This window comes from Bacillus sp. EB106-07-01-XG149 (assembly GCF_058791555.1).
In genome coordinates, this window is sequence record NZ_JBYTDP010000003.1 from 519,465 (window position 1) to 539,827 (window position 20,363).

22 protein-coding genes, 1 pseudogene and 1 riboswitch are annotated in these 20,363 nt (G+C 34.9%); of the genes and pseudogenes, 20 read left to right on the plus strand and 3 right to left on the minus strand.

Features of this window, described 5'->3' with window-relative positions:
• Positions 1–10: 10 nt before the first annotated feature.
• From resC to AC3WTA_RS15025, 5 genes are all read left to right on the plus strand, one after another.
• Positions 11–1,168 (plus strand): cytochrome c biogenesis protein ResC, encoded by a 1,158-nt coding sequence (gene resC, locus AC3WTA_RS15005; protein WP_000250072.1) that lies wholly within the window; start codon positions 11–13, stop codon positions 1,166–1,168.
• A gap of 302 nt (positions 1,169–1,470) precedes the next feature.
• On the plus strand, positions 1,471–2,187 hold the full coding sequence (gene resD / locus AC3WTA_RS15010; RefSeq protein ID WP_000426862.1) for a DNA-binding response regulator ResD: 717 nt from the start codon (positions 1,471–1,473) through the stop codon (positions 2,185–2,187).
• Entirely contained in the window at positions 2,187–3,962 is a 1,776-nt protein-coding gene (gene resE, locus AC3WTA_RS15015) for a sensor histidine kinase ResE (protein WP_000964664.1), read from the plus strand. The genes resD and resE overlap by 1 nt, the downstream gene beginning before the upstream one ends.
• 137 nt (positions 3,963–4,099) lie before the next feature.
• Positions 4,100–4,681, plus strand: a complete 582-nt coding sequence (locus AC3WTA_RS15020) for a cob(I)yrinic acid a,c-diamide adenosyltransferase (RefSeq protein WP_000781282.1) — start codon at positions 4,100–4,102, stop codon at positions 4,679–4,681.
• A gap of 85 nt (positions 4,682–4,766) precedes the next feature.
• Positions 4,767–5,381, plus strand: a complete 615-nt coding sequence (locus AC3WTA_RS15025; protein ID WP_000866127.1) for a peptidoglycan DD-metalloendopeptidase family protein — start codon at positions 4,767–4,769, stop codon at positions 5,379–5,381.
• A 31-nt stretch (positions 5,382–5,412) separates the two neighbouring features.
• Here AC3WTA_RS15025 and AC3WTA_RS15030 read toward each other — a convergent pair whose 3' ends face one another.
• Positions 5,413–6,099, minus strand: coding sequence for a hypothetical protein (locus AC3WTA_RS15030; RefSeq protein ID WP_000711800.1), 687 nt, complete (start codon positions 6,097–6,099; stop codon positions 5,413–5,415).
• Between the two features lie 245 nt (positions 6,100–6,344).
• Positions 6,345–6,484, plus strand: a riboswitch (FMN riboswitch).
• Between the two features lie 162 nt (positions 6,485–6,646).
• Here AC3WTA_RS15030 and AC3WTA_RS15035 point away from each other — a divergent pair.
• Positions 6,647–7,225, plus strand: coding sequence for an ECF transporter S component (locus AC3WTA_RS15035; RefSeq protein ID WP_000810851.1), 579 nt, complete (start codon positions 6,647–6,649; stop codon positions 7,223–7,225).
• A gap of 123 nt (positions 7,226–7,348) precedes the next feature.
• On the opposite strand, the gene AC3WTA_RS15040 is transcribed toward AC3WTA_RS15035, so the two are convergent.
• A complete protein-coding gene (locus AC3WTA_RS15040) occupies positions 7,349–7,597 on the minus strand; it encodes a ferredoxin (protein ID WP_001151994.1) in 249 nt (82 codons plus the stop codon).
• 298 nt (positions 7,598–7,895) lie between these two features.
• On the opposite strand from AC3WTA_RS15040, the gene AC3WTA_RS15045 reads away from it, so the two are divergent.
• The 12 genes and pseudogenes from AC3WTA_RS15045 (at position 7,896) to AC3WTA_RS15100 (ending at position 17,885) form a co-directional block, all read left to right on the plus strand.
• Complete coding sequence (locus AC3WTA_RS15045) at positions 7,896–8,957, plus strand: YpbB family protein (protein ID WP_001176984.1); 1,062 nt, start codon at positions 7,896–7,898, stop codon at positions 8,955–8,957.
• The gene (locus AC3WTA_RS15050; RefSeq protein ID WP_000763006.1) at positions 8,947–10,476 is read left to right on the plus strand and encodes a RecQ family ATP-dependent DNA helicase; all 1,530 of its coding nucleotides are present in this window, start codon (positions 8,947–8,949) and stop codon (positions 10,474–10,476) included. Before AC3WTA_RS15045 ends, AC3WTA_RS15050 begins: the two co-directional genes overlap by 11 nt.
• Entirely contained in the window at positions 10,476–11,039 is a 564-nt protein-coding gene (locus tag AC3WTA_RS15055; RefSeq protein WP_492332920.1) for a CPBP family intramembrane glutamic endopeptidase, read from the plus strand. The genes AC3WTA_RS15050 and AC3WTA_RS15055 overlap by 1 nt, the downstream gene beginning before the upstream one ends.
• Positions 11,040–11,061: 22 nt before the next feature.
• Positions 11,062–11,541, plus strand: a complete 480-nt coding sequence (locus AC3WTA_RS15060) for a LysM peptidoglycan-binding domain-containing protein (RefSeq protein ID WP_001231546.1) — start codon at positions 11,062–11,064, stop codon at positions 11,539–11,541.
• Positions 11,542–11,599: 58 nt separating this feature from the next.
• Positions 11,600–12,376 carry a metallophosphoesterase gene (locus tag AC3WTA_RS15065; RefSeq protein WP_492332921.1) on the plus strand — a complete coding sequence of 259 codons (777 nt, stop codon included), beginning with the start codon at positions 11,600–11,602 and terminating at the stop codon, positions 12,374–12,376.
• On the plus strand, positions 12,376–13,251 hold the full coding sequence (locus tag AC3WTA_RS15070; protein ID WP_492332922.1) for a MerR family transcriptional regulator: 876 nt from the start codon (positions 12,376–12,378) through the stop codon (positions 13,249–13,251). Before AC3WTA_RS15065 ends, AC3WTA_RS15070 begins: the two co-directional genes overlap by 1 nt.
• 77 nt (positions 13,252–13,328) lie before the next feature.
• Positions 13,329–13,937 (plus strand): genetic competence negative regulator, encoded by a 609-nt coding sequence (locus AC3WTA_RS15075; RefSeq protein WP_001235391.1) that lies wholly within the window; start codon positions 13,329–13,331, stop codon positions 13,935–13,937.
• Between the two features lie 351 nt (positions 13,938–14,288).
• Positions 14,289–15,575, plus strand: a complete 1,287-nt coding sequence (gene gudB / locus AC3WTA_RS15080) for an NAD-specific glutamate dehydrogenase (protein ID WP_000225171.1) — start codon at positions 14,289–14,291, stop codon at positions 15,573–15,575.
• A gap of 78 nt (positions 15,576–15,653) precedes the next feature.
• Positions 15,654–15,855, plus strand: a pseudogene (locus AC3WTA_RS15085) (hypothetical protein).
• A 93-nt stretch (positions 15,856–15,948) separates the two neighbouring features.
• Positions 15,949–16,185 carry a DUF3961 domain-containing protein gene (locus tag AC3WTA_RS15090; RefSeq protein WP_001983018.1) on the plus strand — a complete coding sequence of 79 codons (237 nt, stop codon included), beginning with the start codon at positions 15,949–15,951 and terminating at the stop codon, positions 16,183–16,185.
• A gap of 79 nt (positions 16,186–16,264) precedes the next feature.
• Positions 16,265–16,795 carry a peptidoglycan recognition protein family protein gene (locus tag AC3WTA_RS15095; protein WP_001240648.1) on the plus strand — a complete coding sequence of 177 codons (531 nt, stop codon included), beginning with the start codon at positions 16,265–16,267 and terminating at the stop codon, positions 16,793–16,795.
• 109 nt (positions 16,796–16,904) lie between these two features.
• The gene (locus AC3WTA_RS15100; protein ID WP_001168481.1) at positions 16,905–17,885 is read left to right on the plus strand and encodes a YpdA family putative bacillithiol disulfide reductase; all 981 of its coding nucleotides are present in this window, start codon (positions 16,905–16,907) and stop codon (positions 17,883–17,885) included.
• Between the two features lie 36 nt (positions 17,886–17,921).
• On the opposite strand, the gene ansA is transcribed toward AC3WTA_RS15100, so the two are convergent.
• On the minus strand, positions 17,922–18,896 hold the full coding sequence (ansA, locus tag AC3WTA_RS15105) for an asparaginase (RefSeq protein WP_000822001.1): 975 nt from the start codon (positions 18,894–18,896) through the stop codon (positions 17,922–17,924).
• Between the two features lie 180 nt (positions 18,897–19,076).
• Between ansA and AC3WTA_RS15110 the strand changes: the two genes are divergently transcribed.
• Both AC3WTA_RS15110 and cmk read left to right on the plus strand, forming a co-directional pair.
• Positions 19,077–19,250, plus strand: coding sequence for a YpfB family protein (locus tag AC3WTA_RS15110; RefSeq protein ID WP_000738044.1), 174 nt, complete (start codon positions 19,077–19,079; stop codon positions 19,248–19,250).
• A 128-nt stretch (positions 19,251–19,378) separates the two neighbouring features.
• Entirely contained in the window at positions 19,379–20,056 is a 678-nt protein-coding gene (gene cmk / locus AC3WTA_RS15115; protein ID WP_000361267.1) for a (d)CMP kinase, read from the plus strand.
• Positions 20,057–20,363 lie beyond the last annotated feature (307 nt).

A 20,363-nucleotide genomic window follows, 5' to 3' on the forward strand; every position in this document is an offset into this window, starting at 1 on the left:
GGGAAACGAAATGGTGCAAATAAGTAGTAACTTTCTCTTTACCGCATTTATTTTATATTTAATTGCCACTCTATTTTTCGGGGGAGCAATTAAAGAAAAAGGTCATAAATGGGCAAATATAGGAATAACGATTACAATTTTAGGGTTTATTGCACAAACAGTATATTTTGTTACAAGATGGATTGCATCAGGACATGCACCAGTTAGTAACTTTTTTGAGTTCGGTACGTTTTTCGGCATGATGCTTGTCGGAGCATTTATTGTCATGTATTTTATGTATCGCGTAAGTATAATCGGACTCTTTGCATTACCAGTTGCGCTTTTATTAATTGCCTACGCGAGTATGTTTCCGCGGGAAATATCTCCGCTTATTCCATCTTTAAAAAGTAATTGGTTACATATTCACGTGACGACTGCAGCAGCAGGACAAGCAATTTTAGCAATTAGTTTTATTACGGGCGTTATGTATTTATTGAAAAATGTAGATCAATCAACGAGAAGTAAACGTACATTTTGGTTAGAAACGGTAGTGTTCACACTTGTTTGTACAGTTGGTTTTATTGGAGTGACAACGGTATTTTCTAGTATGAAATATGAAGCGAAGTTTCAATGGATTGATAAAAATGAACAACAACTGGAAATGAAGTACAATCTTCCGGCTTTAGTAGGACCGCACGAAGGAAAGTTATTGACAGAAAATAAATTAGAACCGACAGTTGAAGTTCCAGCGATTGTAAATGCGAAAAAATTAAATACTGTTATTTGGTCAGTGTTAGTTGGGACATTACTTTATATTGTATTAAGACTTGTTTTACGCAAACGAGTATCGGCAGCACTTCAGCCGTTAGTAAAGAATACAAATAGTGATTTACTGGATGAAATCGGATATCGCTCTATTGCAATTGGATTCCCAGTTTTCACATTAGGTGCATTAATTTTCGCCATGATTTGGGCTCAAATCGCGTGGACACGTTTTTGGGGTTGGGATCCAAAAGAGGTTTGGGCGCTTATTACTTGGCTCTTTTATGCGGCGGTATTACATTTACGCTTATCAAAAGGGTGGCACGGAGAGAAGTCAGCGTGGTTAGCGGTAATTGGTTTTGCAATCATTATGTTTAACTTTATTGTAGTAAACTTAATTATCGCGGGTTTACATTCATACGCATAGAGAAATAAAATAGGAGAGTGAATGTCACTTTCCTATTTTATTTTTGTCAATTTTTCTTCTTTTTTGAGAAAAACATGACAAAGTAGCGGTTGGTTTTGTAAAATGATGTCGAGGACATTATATACTGTTCAAAAAAAATACATAGTTTTGGAAAAAAATTGAACAAACTTTATTATTCTTGTGAAGCATAATATGGGAAGTGAAACATTTAGAAGATTGCTTAAATAAACGAGAATAGCGTAACATACTAGTGTAGAAGGGTAGGTGTAAACCGTTGTGGTAAAAGTATGCAACGGGTAGAAATGGAAAATGAATCAAGAATTTTAATTGTAGACGATGAGGATCGTATTCGTCGTTTGTTGAAAATGTATTTAGAAAGAGAACAATACACAATTGAAGAAGCGGACAATGGTGATACAGCTTTAGAAATGGCGTTACAAAATGATTACGATTTAATCCTATTAGATCTTATGATGCCAGGTAAAGATGGTATTGAAGTGTGTAAAGGGGTTCGTGAGAAGAAAGCGACGCCAATTATTATGTTGACAGCGAAGGGTGAAGAAGTAAACCGAGTACAAGGGTTTGAGGTAGGAACTGATGATTATATTGTGAAACCATTTAGCCCACGTGAAGTAGTGCTTCGTGTGAAAGCGGTCTTACGCCGTTCTGTACCAACAACGTTCTTTACACAAGATACAACGACAAAAGATGTTACTGTGTTCCCTCATTTAACAATTGATAATGATGCACACCGTGTTACAGCAGATGGTAATGAAGTAAACTTAACACCGAAAGAGTACGAATTACTATTATTCTTAGCGAAAGCGCCTGATAAGGTATTTGATCGTGAGCAATTGTTAAAAGAAGTATGGCAATATGAATTCTTCGGAGATTTACGTACAGTTGATACGCATGTAAAGCGTTTACGTGAGAAGTTAAGCAAAAAATCACCAGATGCTGCGAAGATGATTGTTACCGTTTGGGGCGTAGGTTACAAGTTTGAGGTTGTGAACGACTGATGCTTTGGAGAAGTGTAGTAGGGAAGTTATGGATGACCATATTACTTCTCGTTTCGTTTGTGCTTGGATTTGTTGCGATTTTACTTTCACAGTTTTTTAGAACATATTATGTTGATATGAGTGAAGCTAGGCTTCAAAAAGTTGCAACAAGTGTTTCAGAGTTAATTGAAGAAGGTGCCGATGTAAAAACGATTGAGAATATCGCGTACAAATTCTCTGATCCACTTTCAAGGATCATTATTGTAGAAGATGGTAAAGAAATATCTTCTTCGCCGAAACAAGAAGGGTTAGTCACTCTTACAATGGATGATTTGAAAGAAGATAAAGAATTAGCGGCTGTTTTTACAGACAAAAAAGAAATTAAGAATAACATTAGAAAAGCCTCTAATAGTAGAAAGAATAAAAACACTGAAAATGATATTATGATTGTCGGAAAACCAGTGCATTCAAAAAATCAAAGTGCAGTGTTCGTATACGAATCTTTACAAGTACCGATACAAGGTATGGAGAGAACGACTGATTTTATATTCTTATCAGCAGGGATTGCGATTATATTAACAACGTTCTTTGCATTCTTCTTATCTACTCGAATTACAGCACCACTCCGTAAAATGCGTGAGGTTGCTTTTGAGGTGGCGCGTGGGAAGTTTGATGCGAAAGCTCCTATGGTATCTCAGGACGAGATTGGTGAGCTTGCAACGGCCTTAAATCAAATGGGGAAACAGTTGAAGTTTAATATGAATGCCCTGCAACAAGAAAAAGAACAGTTAGCAAGTATTTTAAGTAGTATGGCAGATGGGGTTATTACGTTAAATCAAGAAGGTGAAGTCGTTGTAATTAATCCGCCGGCTGAACATTTCTTACAAGTTTGGCAAGAGGAAAAAGAAGTAGAGCTAAGTAAAAAACTACCTTCTGAACTTGTTGAACTATTCCATCTCGTTGTAGAAAGTGAACAACAACAAGTGGTTGAAATTAATTTACAAAAAGGGAACTATGTAGTTCTTATGACGCCGCTTTACAACCAAACGAAAATTCGTGGTGCTGTAGCTGTATTACGTGATATGACGGAAGAACGCCGTCTTGAAAAGATGCGTCAAGACTTTATCGCGAACGTATCACATGAACTTCGTACACCGATGGTAATGCTTCAAGGTTATAGTGAAGCGATTTTAGATGATATTGTGCAAACGAAAGAAGAAATTAATGAGTTTGTTCAAATCATTTATGATGAATCTGTTCGTTTAGGTAAACTTGTAAATGAACTGTTAGATTTAGCGCGTATGGAAAGTGGTAATGTAGAGTTACATATAGGTGAAGTTGATATTCATCCTTTCGTTGAAAAAATAGGTCGTAAATTCCAAGGGATTGCAAAGGATAAAGAAGTCGCATTAACGGTTGATTTCCAGAATCCAATTGAACAATACCCGTTTGATGCAGATCGCATGGAACAAGTATTGACGAATTTAATTGATAACGCAATTCGTCATACGAATGCAGGCGGACATGTAACGCTTGTAATTGATACGAAAAATAATGGTCTTACTTTTGAAGTACAAGATTCGGGCGCTGGTATTCCAGAAGAAGATATTCCATTTTTATTTGATCGTTTCTACAAAGCTGATAAAGCAAGAACACGTGGAAAAAAAGGTGGAACAGGGCTCGGGCTTGCGATTGCAAAAAATATTGTGCAAGGCCATGATGGTAAAATTGCTGTTTCAAGTGTTGTTGGAGAGGGAACTACATTCTCTGTATATTTACCGAATCGTATAATTTAGATATACGTTTTTAAAGTTGATAATGAATAAAGTTCTACTGTTTTTTATTTTTTTGTAAAATCAATTAAATAAATAACAGTAGAACTTTTTTTCTATCTTAGTCGAATGAAGAATAGCAAGAGGGGTGTCGTGAAGCGATGAAATTATACACGAAAACAGGAGATAAAGGGACAACAAGTGTAATAGGCGGCAGAGTGGATAAAGATAATATCCGAGTTGAAGCATATGGCACGATAGATGAGGCGAATTCTCATATTGGATATGCAATGACTAAGCTACAAGGCGGATCTTTTGGAGATATTTACAATGAACTTGAAAATATTCAACATGAACTATTTGATTGCGGGGGAGACTTGGCGATAGTAGAGGGGAAAATTCCTTATAAAGTAACGGTTGAAATGGTTGAAAGCTTAGAAAGAAGGATTGATTCGTATATAGAAGAAGCACCGCCGTTAGAGCGTTTTATTTTACCAGGTGGAAGCGAAGCGGCAGCTGCTATTCATATTGCACGTACAGTTGTAAGGCGAGCAGAACGATGTGTAGTGTCCTTGCAAAAAGAAGGGGAAATAAATGAAGTTGTTCTAAAGTATGTAAATAGATTATCTGATTATTTGTTTGCAGTGGCTAGAGTAATAAACGCTCGATTACAAGTAAAAGATGTGGAGTATAATCGCAGTGCAATCGTTTTTCGTGATAAAAACGAGAAGGAAGTGGAGTGATTCACTTTCTTTTTTTGTATACTTTTTTCTGTAATATACCAAAATAAGAGAAGGTATGGTGTTAATTAGAAAACGGAGGATGTATATGAAAGTGTTAAAATGTGGCGTCATGTTATTGACGGTATTGTTTTTATCTCAATTACATGTGTACGCAGAGGGAAATCAATGGACATGGCCTGTTGAAGGGCAGATAAGTGATTATTTTGGGACAAGGCATGGAAAACACTACGGTATAGATATAGCGGCACCGATTGGCACGCCTGTGGCAGCTATTCAAGAAGGTAAGGTAACAAAGGCTTATTATTCAAGTAGTTATGGAAACGTTGTATTTATTAAACATGGAGAATATGAGGCCGTGTATGCGCATTTAAATAAGAGATATGTAGTTCAAGGGGATTATATTTCAAAAGGAGAAATAATTGGAGAAGTAGGAAATACAGGAGAATCGAGAGGTGCACACTTACATTTAGAAGTTCATCAAGGAAGATGGACGATGGCGAAAAAGAATGCGATGAATCCATTGCTTGTTCTAAATGAACAGAGAAATGAAGTTGTTTCCTCATCCTTATATGTCGTCCAAAAAGGGGACACTTTAGTTAGTATTGCACGGAAATTTAGTATGTCAGTTAAGGAAGTTAAAGATAAAAATGGACTGCAGCAAGATTGGATTTATCCAAATCAACAATTATACGTAAAGTAAAAAAAGAGCTAGTTAAACTAGCTCTTTTTTTTTACCAAAAAATAAAGACACATATAAATCCAGAAATAGCTAAGTAGCTATATAAGTAAAATACTTTCGTTCTTGTTTTTTCGTTCGTTCGAAATAGTACAATAGTCGGTTCAATTAAACCGATTGTCAAACAAAGTAAACCAAGAAGCATACAACCGATTGAAATGGAGTACAGGGCGATTTGTGGTGCTTGAAATGGAATCATCCATTTTAATAAAAATGCAATAAGTGCAGTGTAGCAAATGCTGCCGATGTATTTATTCAACGGTGCATTAGAACGGAACCCTGGAAGTTTTTTTAAGAAAGAGCGGGAAACAACTTCAGTTTGTAAAGATGTGTGCTCTTCAATTATTTTTTGAGCTTCTTTTCCTTTTTGGAAAAGGGATAATATCCAGTTTCGCTCACCTTGAAAAATAAATTGAGAAGTTGTCAAATAATGATCCACCTTCACTTTATTCCAACTCTTCCATGGGTGACGCTCACACAGTTTTAATTTACTCTCTGTTTTTTTATCATACTGATAAATACTGATGCCATCTTCATCGAAAGCAGCATAGTATGTCTCGCTTGAGAATGTGCCTAAATCAATTGGACAGTAGAAAAGTAATTCTTTTTTTAAGTAAAAGTATTCTTTTCTTAAGTTTTTTTTCATTGCTTCTCGAATAGAGTGTCTCTTTTCTTTTTTCATGACATTTCCTCCATAATCCAGAAAATGTTCTTATCTTAACAATTCAACATCTTATCACTTTTCATTATATATGACTAGGGGATTCGTAGGGGAAATGCCGAATACTAAAAAATCTGGGGTGTATTGTAAAATATAGTGATTGGTTTTAATTATATAAAATTAATAACTTATTTTTAATAAGTTACACTTTTTTTGTTCACAATACGATTATGTTGTTGTATAATAAAGTGGAAAATAGAATATCGGTCTATCTTCGGGGCAGGGTGAAAATCCCGACCGGCGGTGATGAACTATATGTGATTTTGTTCTAAGCCCGCGAGCCGTTAAGGCAGGATTTGGTGTGATTCCAAAGCCGACAGTATAGTCTGGATGGGAGAAGATGGAGGTTCAAGCGTTCAAAAAAGATATGGATTTGAACGTCTGTTTGATGTGCCTTAAATTCTCCCTTTGTGTAAAACACAAAGGGTTTTTTCGTTCTATGAAAAAGTAGGCATAGCAGAACCTTTCCACTTTCCATGAGAAGATCGATGGAAAAGGAGAGAGAAAGATGAAACAAAAAAACAGTGTAGTGCAGATGGTGAGTGTAGCGATGCTAAGTAGTATTGCATATTTACTGATGATGTTGGATTTCCCGTTTCCAGGGCTTCCGCCATTTTTAAAAATTGATTTTAGTGATGTACCAGCTCTAATTGCAGCAATTATTTTCGGGCCAGTTGCAGGGATAATTGTAGAGGCGATAAAGAATATTTTACATTACGGAATTCAAGGGAGTTTAACGGGAGTGCCAGTTGGAGAAATTGCTAACTTTATTGCAGGATGTTTATTTATTGGACCGGCAGCTTTCTTATTTAGAAAGTATCGTACTGTTAAGAGTTTAACGACAGGATTAATGCTAGGGACAATTACAATGGCGCTCATTATGAGTGTATTAAATTACATCATTATATTCCCAGCTTACACTTGGTTTTTAAATTCACCAGCTATGTCTAGCGAGGCTATAAGAACAACGGTTGTAACGGCAATCTTACCATTTAATTTGATTAAAGGAATTGTTGTGACAATTGTATTTGTAGCGTTATTCTCACGCCTGAAAGTATGGGTGTTTGCAAAAATGAAAAATGCATAAAATATAAAATAAAACCATTAGTAGTATGGAACTACTAGTGGTTTTTTATTAAGTAGAATGAAAATAGAAAACAAAAAATATCCCTCATATTAATGAGGGATATTTTTTGAAGTTAATAAAAGACTATTCGAATTTTAAAGAGTCGCCATCAAATGATTCATCAGCAACTTTAATTGAGTCAGTTGGACAACCTTCGAATGCATCCATCATATCTTCAATTAATACATCTGGAATTTCAACGATACCTTGGTTATCGTCTAACGTTACAAATGCAATACCTTCATCATCATAATCATAAATGTCTGGTGCAGCAGCGCCGCAAGCACCACATGCGATACAAGTATCTTTATCAACGATTGTATATTTTGCCATCTTTTTTCCCTCCTGATAATATGTATGTGAAAAGCTCGCCATAAAAATTATAACCTTATTGTAAAACGGTTTTTAAAACTTTTCAACATAAAATTATAATGATAATCCTTATCAATTAGAGTGTCAACTAATTTTTGCATTATGTCATAAGATTTTCAAAATACGTAAATGTTATTTCGTTTGGTACAATATACTATATACAAGTACATAGTGCCGATATGATAAGTTTAATGAGTAACATAGAATGGTGCAATCATACTAAAAAGTAATTAAGCTAGATTGAAAGGTGGAAGCGGTAATGCAACTACAATATACTTTATTGTATTGTTTAAAACAATTGAATGGTGAAAGGACCGTTTCTTCTATTTATTATTTATTAAAAGGAAAACGATCTTCGCAAACGTTACAAGATGGAAATATGTTCCGAATTTCATTTTTGTTTGGAATATATAAATCGTTAAATAGAACAGATTATGATCGTGAAGTTGCAAAGTTGTTGCAAGCAGATTTGATTCGAGAAATACATGAAAATACATATTTGTTAACATCTAAAGGTAAAATGCAGTTACATACATGGGAGGAAGTGTATGCTTTTCCCACGCATTTACATGGTTTACACTATGGTGAATTAGGTGAAACATTTTGGAAACGATTATCATTAATTATTCAAACTATATCTAATTTACAACAGAATAATACGAAGTTTATTCCCATTCAACAAGATACAGAAATAATGATGTGGGTAAAACGTTTTTTAACAGGTATACCATATAGGCGAAGTGAATTGGCTAAAATATTATGGAAAGAAATACATAATCTTTTAGGAAAAGGTGATGTGGTAGAAGCAACGATTGTAACATATAGATTAACAGGATATGAACGTATCGGTTGTACATTGCAGCAATTAGCGGAAATTACGAAACAAGATATATTCCGGGTGTATTTTTTATTTTGGGGTACAATTCACTTCTTTATACAAGAAGTTCACGATAAAGAAAATGAATTTCCGCTATTAGCTGAGATTATCTCTTATCCAAATGAGAGAGCTGAATTATTTAGTTTATCAACGAAAAAAACATATAATTTTTGGAGACAAGGACGCTCTTTAGATGAAATAGCGACAATTAGAAATTTAAAGGTTGCAACGATAGAAGATCATTTTGTTGAAATTGCTTTGCGGGAAAAAGAGTTTTCAATCGAGATGTTTATGGAAAAAGACAAAATAGATAAAGTAACAAAAGTAATTGAGGCATTACAAACACGTAAGTTGCGTGAGTTGAAACAAGCGGTTGGAGAGGGTATCTCTTATTTTGAAGTTCGTCTTGTTTTGGCGCGGATGGAGGGTATAAATGAAGCTTGAGGAATATTTATATAGATGGTTTGGATATTCTGAATTTCGTACAGGGCAAAAAGGGGTAATTACAGATTTATTAGAAGGAAAAGATGTTATAGCAATGCTCCCGACTGGAAGAGGGAAGTCTATGTGCTATCAACTTACAGGGCTAATGCAAGAAGGGACCGTGCTTGTTGTATCACCATTATTATCTTTGATGGAAGATCAAGTTACACAATTAAAGTATGTTGTGAAAAACCGAGTAATAGCATTTAATAGTTTTCGGACATTACATGAAAAAAGAGAAGCGATGAAAAAATTAGCTTCATATAAATTTATTTTTGTTTCACCAGAGATGTTGCAGTCGGAAGTGTTAATAAGAGAATTGAAGAAAGTTCATATTTCATTATTTGTTGTAGATGAGGCTCATTGTATTTCACAATGGGGTTATGATTTTAGGCCAGACTATAAAAAACTAAATGTAGTCATTGAAAATATCGGGTCTCCTACGGTGCTAGCATTAACGGCAACAGCGACAAAAGATGTACTCCGAGATATAGCAGAGAGTTTAGATTTGAAGAAAGTGACGCAGCATGTATACTCTATTGATCGTCCAAATATTGCGATGGAAGTACAATTTGTGGAGACGATAGAAGAGAAGAAAGAAGCGCTTTTGGACCAGGTGATGTATTTACAAGGGCCAGGGATTGTATATTGTTCAAGCAGAGCGTGGACAGAACGTTTAACGGAGTATTTAAGAGGAAAAGGCGTGACTGGTGTCGCTTTTTATCATGGTGGTATGGAACATGAAGAGCGTATGTTAATTCAACAGCAGTTTATGAATGACCAATTGCAGCTTGTAATATGTACAAGTGCTTTTGGTATGGGAGTAAATAAGTCGAATACGAGCTATATTATTCATTTTCATTATCCGACTAATATAGCTTCCTATTTACAAGAAATCGGAAGAGCTGGAAGAGATGGTGAACCGAGTATAGCTATCTTACTATGTAGTCCGTTAGATCACGATTTGCCAATTTCAATAATTGAAGATGAATTGCCAAGTCAGTCGCAAATACAATTTTTATTCTCTTTACTACAAGAAAGAATGTTTCAAACGAAAGAATTACCAATAGAAGAGGTAGAAGAAATTTGTTATAATGCAGCAAGATTTAATGAACAATATTGGCGTTTCATCCGCTATCATCTTGAACAGCTTGGAATCATACAACAGCGAAAATTAAAATTAGAGAGCTTGTCAGATGAAATTATGAACAGATTAATAGCTGAAGTAGAAATAAGGCTACGTAATAAATATAGTGAGCTAGAAAACATGAAATCGTGGATACAAGGGAAAGAATGTAGGCGTGAATATTTGTTACAACAGTTCGGTTATAGAAAAGAGAACGAGTTGAAAAATTGCTGTGACTATTGTGGTATTACAAAAACAGATTATAAAAAAAGACAAGCGCAACAATCGGATTTCGACTATAATTGGGAAACAGAGTTACAAAAGCTTTTCGGTCTAGAAAAGATGGGGGAATGATGAACATTCAAAGGCATAATATTGAAGATATGAGTCCGAAAGAAATAAGGCTGAATCTGTATATCACACAGTTCATTATTATCGGTATCGGTTGTTTACTAGCATATATATTATTCCGAGATATAAAATCGGTGTATAGTCTGTGGAAGTGGGAACCGGTGTCTATACTTATAATAGGTGGCTTGTTGGCGATTGGTATTGTGTTATTAGATTATGTTGCAATGCGAGTATTTCCAGAGTCTTGGTTTGATGATGGTGGTATTAACGATAAGATGTTTCAAGGAATGTCAGTTATGCACCTACTCGTTATTACGTTCATTATCGGCTTTGCAGAAGAATTTTTATTTAGAGGTGTAGTGCAGACGCACTTTGGAATTGTAATAGCGAGTTTAGTATTTGCAGTGTTACATATTCGGTATATAACAAAGCCATTTTTGTTTTGTTTCGTCTGTTTCATTAGTTTTGTCTTTGGTTATGTATTTGAATGGACAGGAAATTTGTTTATAACAATCTTTGCACACTTTCTTGTTGATTTTATAATGGGACTCCAATTAAAAAAATAAATGGAAGGTGGTGGTGAACAACATGAGAAAACGAATTCCTGATTTCGAAGAGGAATTAGAAGTTGAGCGAGTGGAAGAAAAAGAAAGTTTGCCGCCGCGTAGTGAAATTCATAGAAATAAAGAGAAAAAAGAAAAGTTTAAAATGAATCATATTTTCGTCCGAGTTTTAACATTTCTATTCATATTACTACCAATTAGTATCTTATGGTATACAGATAAATATATTCAGGTGAAAAGTGATGGTAATAACGCTGGGAAAAGTGCGTTTGAGGTCATTTTCTTTGATTCAGCTAAATCTGAGTCTGAGGCAACATCTGAGAAAGTAGTAACGCATACGGTAAAAGAAGGAGAAACTTTAGAAAGTATAGCGAAGCAATATTTTTCAGATGAAACTGGGATTGAAGTGATTAAAAAGTATAATGATTTACAAGAAGATGAAGTGAATGTAGGTCAAGAAATAAAAATTCCGATAAAAGATAAGTCCGCAAAGCAGGATAGCTAGTAACATACCTACTATAAAAACGGAGGATTATCTTTATGAGGAAGGGAGTAAAAAATATATGATATGGATTATCTTATTAAGTGCTCTTATATGTATTGGTATTATATTTCTTCTTGTAATGTATACAGAAGCGATGCGTAATACTGTGTTAGAACATACTTTACTTTTTGAAGAATTTCCGAAAAGTTTTCAAAAAGTAAAGGTGTTTTTTATTTCTGATATTCATAGAAGGGTCATTTCAAGTTCATTAATTGAACAAGTAAAAGGAAAAGTAGACCTTGTAATTATTGGCGGTGATTTAGCGGAAAGAGGCGTCCCTTTATCGAAAATTTCTGCAAATATACAAAAGTTAAGAGCGATAGCTCCTGTATATTTTGTGTGGGGAAATAATGATTATGAGATTGAATATCATGAATTAGATGCTTTTTTATTAGAAAATAATGTGAAAGTTTTAGATAATACAAGAGTTGTATTTGAGTCTGAACTAGGAGAAAAAATTTGTTTACTCGGTGTAGATGATGTTGGTTTGAAGCGTGATCGTTTAGATTTAGCGTTGGCTGATTGCAAAGAAGATGGTTTTCGCATATTAATTAGCCATAACCCTGATATAATAAATAAAATGTCTGGAAAAGAACAAATTTCACTTGTGTTAAGTGGACATACACATGGAGGACAGATTCGGTTATTCCCATCTAAAAAATATGTAAAAGGTGGCGTATATAAGCATTCAAATATGACTCTTTTTGTTAGTAATGGATATGGAACAACGTTGATTCCACTTCGCTTCCGAGCACCTGCTCAAACACATATTATTACGTTGTGCGGAGGGAAATGATGCCAACTCTAAACGGAAAATATAACATAAAAGCTGTTTCGAATATAATTGGAATTCAGCCGAGTACGCTTCGTGCATGGGAAAGACGATATCAAATTATTGCCCCAAAGCGGAATCATGCGGGGCATCGATTATATACAGAAGAGCATATTCAAATTTTGAAATGGTTAATGGACAAGGTTTCTGCCGGCATGATGATTGGACAAGCAGTTCAATTATTAGAAGGGAATCGTTTGCAGAGTAATGTTCAAAAAGAAATACATTACGATAGAGAAGTTGTTTTAGTGGACGATTTACTGCAAGCTTTGTTAAAATTTGATGAAATTACAACTTCTGCATTGTTAAACGAGGCTTTCAGTATTTATGCAACAGAAAAAGTCATAGCAAGTATTGTTCTTCAAGTGTCAAATAAATTGTTAACGTTAAAAAATAATAATGAAGTTACAATGGTGCAATTCCAATATGTCGTATCATTTTTACAAACTCGTCTAGGAATGGTGTATCATAATGCATCATCATTTTCTTCTATACACAAAGTTGTCGTGTTAGAAAATAATATGTTGAAAGGGTTTGTTTTCTCAACGTATTTACGCTTAAAAGGATATGAGGTGATATATATTAGGTCAAGCTTAGCGGAAGATGGTATTTTGTTAGCTGTTGAGCAAATACAACCTACATATGTAGTAGTCTCTTTTGATGAGGAACGAGAACTTAAGAATGCGATGAAAGACATGAGTTTGTTGCAAGAAAAAAGTGAGAAACTTTCTGTTGGATTTATAGGAGAAATAGGTGCTCGAGATCAGTTGAACATTCAAACATGCCTAATTGGTGATACGAAAGAAGAATGGGATGATTGGTTAAAAATGTTAGAATAGTTGTTCGAAAAGAACCATCTATTTTCTATTTCATATAATAAAAATTATATTCATTGGTTACGTAGGGAGGGTATGAGATGAGGCTGGAACGATTAAATTACAATAAGATAAAAATTTTCTTAACATTTGATGATTTATCTGAACGAGGGTTAACGAAAGAAGATTTGTGGAGAAATGCACCGAAAGTACAGCAATTATTTCGTGATATGATGCAAGAAGCAAATAAGGAACTAGGGTTTGAAGCGGATGGCCCGATTGCAGTTGAAGTATTTTCTCTACAAGCGCAAGGAATGGTCGTAATTGTAACGAAAGAACATCAAGATGTGGATACAGATGATGAGTTCCGTGACGAGTTTATTGAAATGCAAGTGACTCTAGATGAAAGCGAGCATATACTTTATGAGTTTGCTACACTAGATGACGTAATTAACCTGTCGAATCGTTTATATAACCTTGATGTAACTGGCGGAAAACTATATACGTGGGATGGGCGTTTCTATCTTTGGATGGAAGAAGAGGAGCAAGTTCAATTACTGAAGGCAGATTTTATAGCTATTTTAGCGGAATATGGTAATCCGTCTACAGCAACTATTTATCGTCTAATGGAGTATGGTAAAGAATTAATGGCTTCTCAAGCAATTGAACAAATACACAATTACTTTGTGAAAAAACAAAACCTTAGCTAATATAACAAAGCTAAGGTTTTGTTTTTTATTTGGAGAAACCTAAAATGTTGGTCTGAAAATATCAAAACGATTAATGGTATAGCGGGAATCATAAATATTTGGGCGCTCTTTACTATACTTAAAAATATCTTCTTAAGTTGTTATATATAAGTAAAATAAAAAATATTTAAATATTTAAGTATTTTACTTTTCTAAAAGCAATAAAAGGACTATAATGATAGTGAAAACGCTTGCAACAGGAAATAGTTTGTATATATTTGTTAGCGTTTTCTATTGCATTCCAAATTTAACGGTGTATACTAGGCAATGAAGGTTTACTAAACAAGTGAAATTACAGGGGGTTTACTTACTATGGTAGCCGAAAAGGGAACTCAAACAAAAACACAACAACAAAGGGAACAACATTTTGAACTATTGAATTCGACACAAATTGTTATTAGTGAAGCATTAGAAAAATTGGGTTATCCAAACGAAGTATATGAATTATTAAAAGAACCAATTCGTATGATGACAGTGAAAATACCAGTTCGTATGGATGACGGGACTGTTAAAATATTTACAGGATATCGTGCACAACATAATGATGCTGTTGGTCCAACGAAAGGTGGAATTCGCTTCCATCCGAATGTAACAGAAAATGAAGTGAAAGCACTTTCAATCTGGATGAGTTTAAAATGTGGTATTGTTGATTTACCATACGGTGGAGGTAAAGGTGGAATTATCTGTGACCCACGTGAAATGTCATTCCGTGAGTTAGAAAGATTAAGCCGCGGTTATGTACGAGCAATTAGCCAAATCGTAGGACCGACGAAAGATATTCCAGCTCCAGATGTATTCACAAACTCTCAAATCATGGCATGGATGATGGATGAATATAGCCGTATTGATGAATTTAATTCACCAGGATTTATTACAGGTAAGCCACTTGTATTAGGTGGATCACATGGACGTGAAACAGCAACGGCGAAAGGTGTAACAATTTGTATTCGCGAAGCTGCAAAAAAACGCGACATTGATATTAAAGGTGCACGCGTTGTTGTTCAAGGATTCGGTAATGCTGGTAGCTTCTTAGCTAAATTTATGCATGATGCAGGCGCGAAAGTTATTGCGATCTCGGATGCTTACGGTGCATTGCATGATCCAAACGGATTAGATATTGATTATTTATTAGACCGTCGTGATAGCTTCGGTACAGTAACAAAACTATTTAATAATACAATTTCAAACAAAGAATTGTTAGAACTTGATTGCGACATTTTAGTTCCAGCTGCAATTGAGAACCAAATTACAGAAGAAAATGCTAATAATATTAAAGCGAAAATCGTTGTTGAAGCTGCAAATGGTCCAACAACATTAGAAGCAACTAAAATTTTAACAGATCGCGGAATTTTACTTGTTCCAGACGTATTAGCAAGTGCTGGAGGTGTGACAGTATCTTACTTTGAGTGGGTACAAAATAACCAAGGTTACTACTGGACTGAAGAAGAAGTAGAACAACGTTTAGAAAAAGTAATGGTAAGATCATTTGATTCTATTTATGAAACAGCACAAGTTCGTAAAGTGAACATGCGCTTAGCTGCGTATATGGTCGGTGTTCGTAAAATGGCTGAAGCAAGTCGCTTCAGAGGTTGGGTATAATATTATATCGTGAAAAAACGTGATTCCTTTCGAGGGAATCACGTTTTTTTGTTGAAGTATTAGTGTGAGGTGTTGTATATGGAAAATGAAATGATGGAACGAGTAGAACAATTAGAAGAAAAGGTTAAGAGGTTAGAGGGAGAACTCTCAAGAACGATGGAAGCCCGAAAAACAAGTAACGTTCGGAGAAGGACTACTGTTTTTAATATTTGGCGCAGTTGTAGTAGGGCCGATTATCGCTTTTGTAATCTCAATTCTTACTTGGATTGTTGAAAAATAAAATAAAAACAAAAAAGAACGCTTGTTCTGCACGAACAAACGTGCTATACTTTCCTTAGATAAACAAAACGGAAATGATTTTAAGGAGAGATAAATGATGAAAATGACAGTAGACCAAAGATTTATGATGCCAGCAGATGTTGTAGAACGAGTGGAAGTATTAAGAAACAAACAAAGTAAGCGCGGCACATTATTACAATCTGTAAATAAATTTTTCGGTTTAGATACGAAAGAAGATTGTGTTTGGTTTTACGGTTTTTATGGAGTTGCTGTAAGTATTTTATTATTTATGGTATTCACATCAAATATTTTCGATTTTCTCTTCGCGTAAGAAATATGCGATAAGGACATTGCTACCGAATACATATATAAAGAAGTAAGGTAATCTTCTGAAGTGGGAGTTGGTAGTAATGGCGATGTTTCCTATAGAGCGTAACTATATTGGGTATGGAAGTTCACGACCGGGAATTCCTCTTTCTAAAGTAAGGTTTATTGTAAGTCATGATACGGGGAACCCTGGTAGCAATGCGATAGGGAATCGGGATTATTTTAATGAAATACAACCGAAAGCTTCGGCACATACATTTATAGATGATAAAACAATATTGGAAATAGTTCCTATAAATGAAGTTGCCTATCACGTTCGATATGGTGTGCCGACAGATAATGACTTATATGGTTATGATGCTAATAAGGCTGCCATTGGAGTGGAACTTTGTTATGGCGGTGATGTTAACTTTTGGGAAGCATATACCCGTTTTACGTGGTATCATGCGTATTTATGTCAAAACTTCGGCTTGAATCCGAAGAAAGATATCGTATCACATAAAACACTTGACCCAGCTAGAAAGATTGATCCTGAAAATGTATTAGGGAAACAAGGTATTAAATTTCAGCAGTTTTTAGCAGATGTCTATCGGATGTACGTTTCGTTTAGATGACAAATATATGAAAAATGAATACAATAAAGATAGGTGCCTACTGCTGTAAGTAGGTTTTTTCTTGTTTTTATAAATAGCGTATTGGTAAAAGACTAGGAGTGAGCTGAGTATGCAGAAAGAAACAGCTATCATAATTGGAGGCGGTCCGTGCGGATTAGCAGCAGCAATTTCGTTGCAAAAGGTAGGGATAAATCCGTTAGTAATTGAAAAAGGAAACATTGTAAATGCGATTTATAATTATCCAACTCATCAAACATTTTTCTCTTCTAGTGAAAAATTAGAAATTGGTGATGTAGCTTTTATTACAGAAAATCGTAAGCCAGTTCGAAATCAAGCGCTTGCGTATTATCGGGAAGTAGTAAAACGTAAATCTGTACGTGTAAATGCTTTTGAGCGAGTGGAGAAAGTACAAAAAGATGGAGAAGTTTTTCATGTTGAGACAACAAAGGGTGACGGAAGTACAGAAATATATATAGCGAAATATGTTGTTGTAGCAACTGGATATTATGACAATCCAAATTATATGAATGTTCCCGGCGAGGAACTGAAGAAAGTAGCTCACTATTTTAAAGAGGGACATCCTTATTTTGATCGAGATGTAGTAGTTATAGGTGGGAAAAACTCGAGTATAGATGCTGCGTTAGAACTTGTTAAAACCGGTGCACGTGTAACGGTTTTATATCGCGGAAGTGAGTATTCACCAAGCATTAAGCCGTGGATTTTGCCGGAGTTTGAGGCGTTAGTACGAAGTGGCACAATTCAAATGCATTTCAGGGCTCACGTGAAAGAAATTACTGAACATACATTAACGTTTACAGTCGATGATGAGGCATATACAATCCAAAATGATTTTGTATTTGCGATGACTGGTTACCATCCTGATCATAGTTTCTTAACGAAGATGGGTGTTCGGATTGATGAAGAAACAGGACGTCCGATTTATGCAGAGGATACAATGGAAACGAACGCTGAACATATTTTCATTGCAGGTGTAATTGCTGCTGGAAATAATGCGAATGAAATATTTATTGAGAACGGTCGATTTCATGGGGATGCGATTGCGCAAACCATTGCGTCAAGGGAAATATAAAAAGAAGCTGTCGAAATAAACTTCGACAGCTTCTTTTTAATTGTGCATAAACATATTTTGGATTGTTTCATGAGAATTTATATTCTCTAATGCAACTAATAATTTAATACGTGCTTTTTGAGCGTTTAAACCGTATGTGAAGACAATACCCATATCTTTTAATTGTTTGCCGCCACCTTCATATGAATATACATCTTGCACGATGCCGTTGAAACAGCGAGAAACTAATACGACAGGAATTCCTTTGTTGATTAATCGTTCTAGACTAGGAAGTGTTCTTGGAGGTAAATTACCTTGTCCAAGTGCTTCAATAACAATCCCGTCTACTGGAAGGTTTTCAATTGCTGCTAACAATGTATCGTCCATACCAGCGTATGCTTTTAGAACGACTACGTTTTTAGAAACCTTATTTACTGAATATGTTTCATGATGTACTAAAGCGTGATGGAATACAACGCCCCGCTTTGTTACCATACCAATTGGTCCATACTGTGGACTCTGGAATGTTGCCACGTTACTTGTATGTGTTTTCGTTACATTTGTAGCGCAATGAATTTCGTCGTTTAATACGACTAGAACACCTTTTTCAGCAGCTTCACTACAGCTAGCTACTTTTACAGCCGATAAGAAGTTATATAGACCATCAGCACCTAATTCATTACTAGAACGCATTGCACCTGTTACAACGATTGGAATAGTTGCGTGCACTGTTAAATCTAAGAAATAGGCTGTTTCTTCTAATGTATCCGTACCATGCGTAATGACTACGCCATGAATGTTGTCTTGTTTTACTCTTTCATCAATGATGACTTGTAATTGTAACATCTCGCTCGGTGTCATATGAGGAGATGGTAGATGGAACACATCTTCAACGATTAAATCAACATCGCCTTCTAAATCAGGAATAAATTTTAAAAGAGGATTTTTTTCACCTGGTTGTACGACCCCAGTTTCTTTATCTTCCTCCATTGCAATTGTTCCACCTGTGTGTAAAACTAGGATTCTTTTCAATGTTTATACCCCTTTCAAGTTGAAAAATACATTTAGAACATAACATGTTTTGAGTAAATTCGACAATGGAAATGTATAAAAGTATGCCTCGAAAATGACAATAAAGTTAGCTGCTATATATACGATGTATAAAATCACGAAACGAAATGTGTAAATATAGGATAGGAGGGAGCAATTACATTGAAAAAGATGGAGAAAATTTTTATTCGTATATTAATAATACAATTCATTTGTCTTTCTGTTGTGCAATTGTTATTTATACATAAGTCATCAGTGAAATATTTATCTAAAATTGTTTATTATGAAGGTGTCATGGTAAAAAACAAAGCAGAAATCTTACAGGTGAATAGGTAGTTTTCATTTTCTTCTATGAAGGATTATGCTACAATAATTGAGGATTTAATGACGTGAAGCAAATGAGAAGAAGCAGGAGAATACCTGCTTTTCGTTTTGTTTTATAAGTGAAAAAATGAGGTGTTACAATGGATAAACGAATTTCAATTGCTATAGATGGTCCAGCAGCTGCTGGAAAAAGTACGGTTGCAAAAGTTGTGGCAAAGAAACTTTCTTACGTTTATATTGATACAGGCGCAATGTACCGCACGATTACATATGCAGCCCTTGAACGAAAAGTGGACATTGAAAATGAAGAGAAGTTAATGGAAGTTGTAAAGAATGTAAATATTGAGTTTCAGCAAGGAGAAAATACACAACTTGTATTTTTAAATGGACAAGATGTTTCTGAAGTAATTCGTACACCTGAGGTGACGAATCGAGTATCTATTGTGGCGAAACATCGCCTTGTTCGTGAAGAAATGGTACGTCGTCAACAAGAGTTAGCGGAAAAAGGCGGCGTTGTAATGGATGGCCGTGATATTGGTACACATGTGTTACCAGATGCTGAAGTGAAGATCTTTATGCTTGCTTCTGTTGAAGAAAGAGCAGAAAGAAGACATTTAGAAAATATAAATAAAGGTTTCGATTCTAATTTAGAGCAGTTAAAAAAAGAAATTGCTCAGCGTGATAAATTAGATTCAGAACGCGAAGTTTCTCCTCTAAAGAAAGCTGATGATGCATTGGAATTAGATACAACTTCTTTATCAATTGAAGAAGTTGTCCAAAAAATTATGAGTATTGTTTCAGGAGTGTTTGCGAAATAAAGAAAGGGGATAACCTCTTTCTTTTTTTGTTTATATAGAAATGTAAAGGATGCGTGAATTGTGAGTCTCTTTCCTTGACAAATGATCGGATTTGTAAGAAGTTAGTAAAAGAAGGATAAAACTTTCAGAATATATTCGCTATTATATTTCAAAACATACTTTCTTCAAGATGATTTTGCTGTATACTATTTATATAGGTTTAATATATTTTTTAGTGAAATGTATGAAAACTGAGTATGTGATGATAAATTCTTAAACATGCAAATGAAAACATATGTTTTCATTTCGTATATACATAAAAATGCTT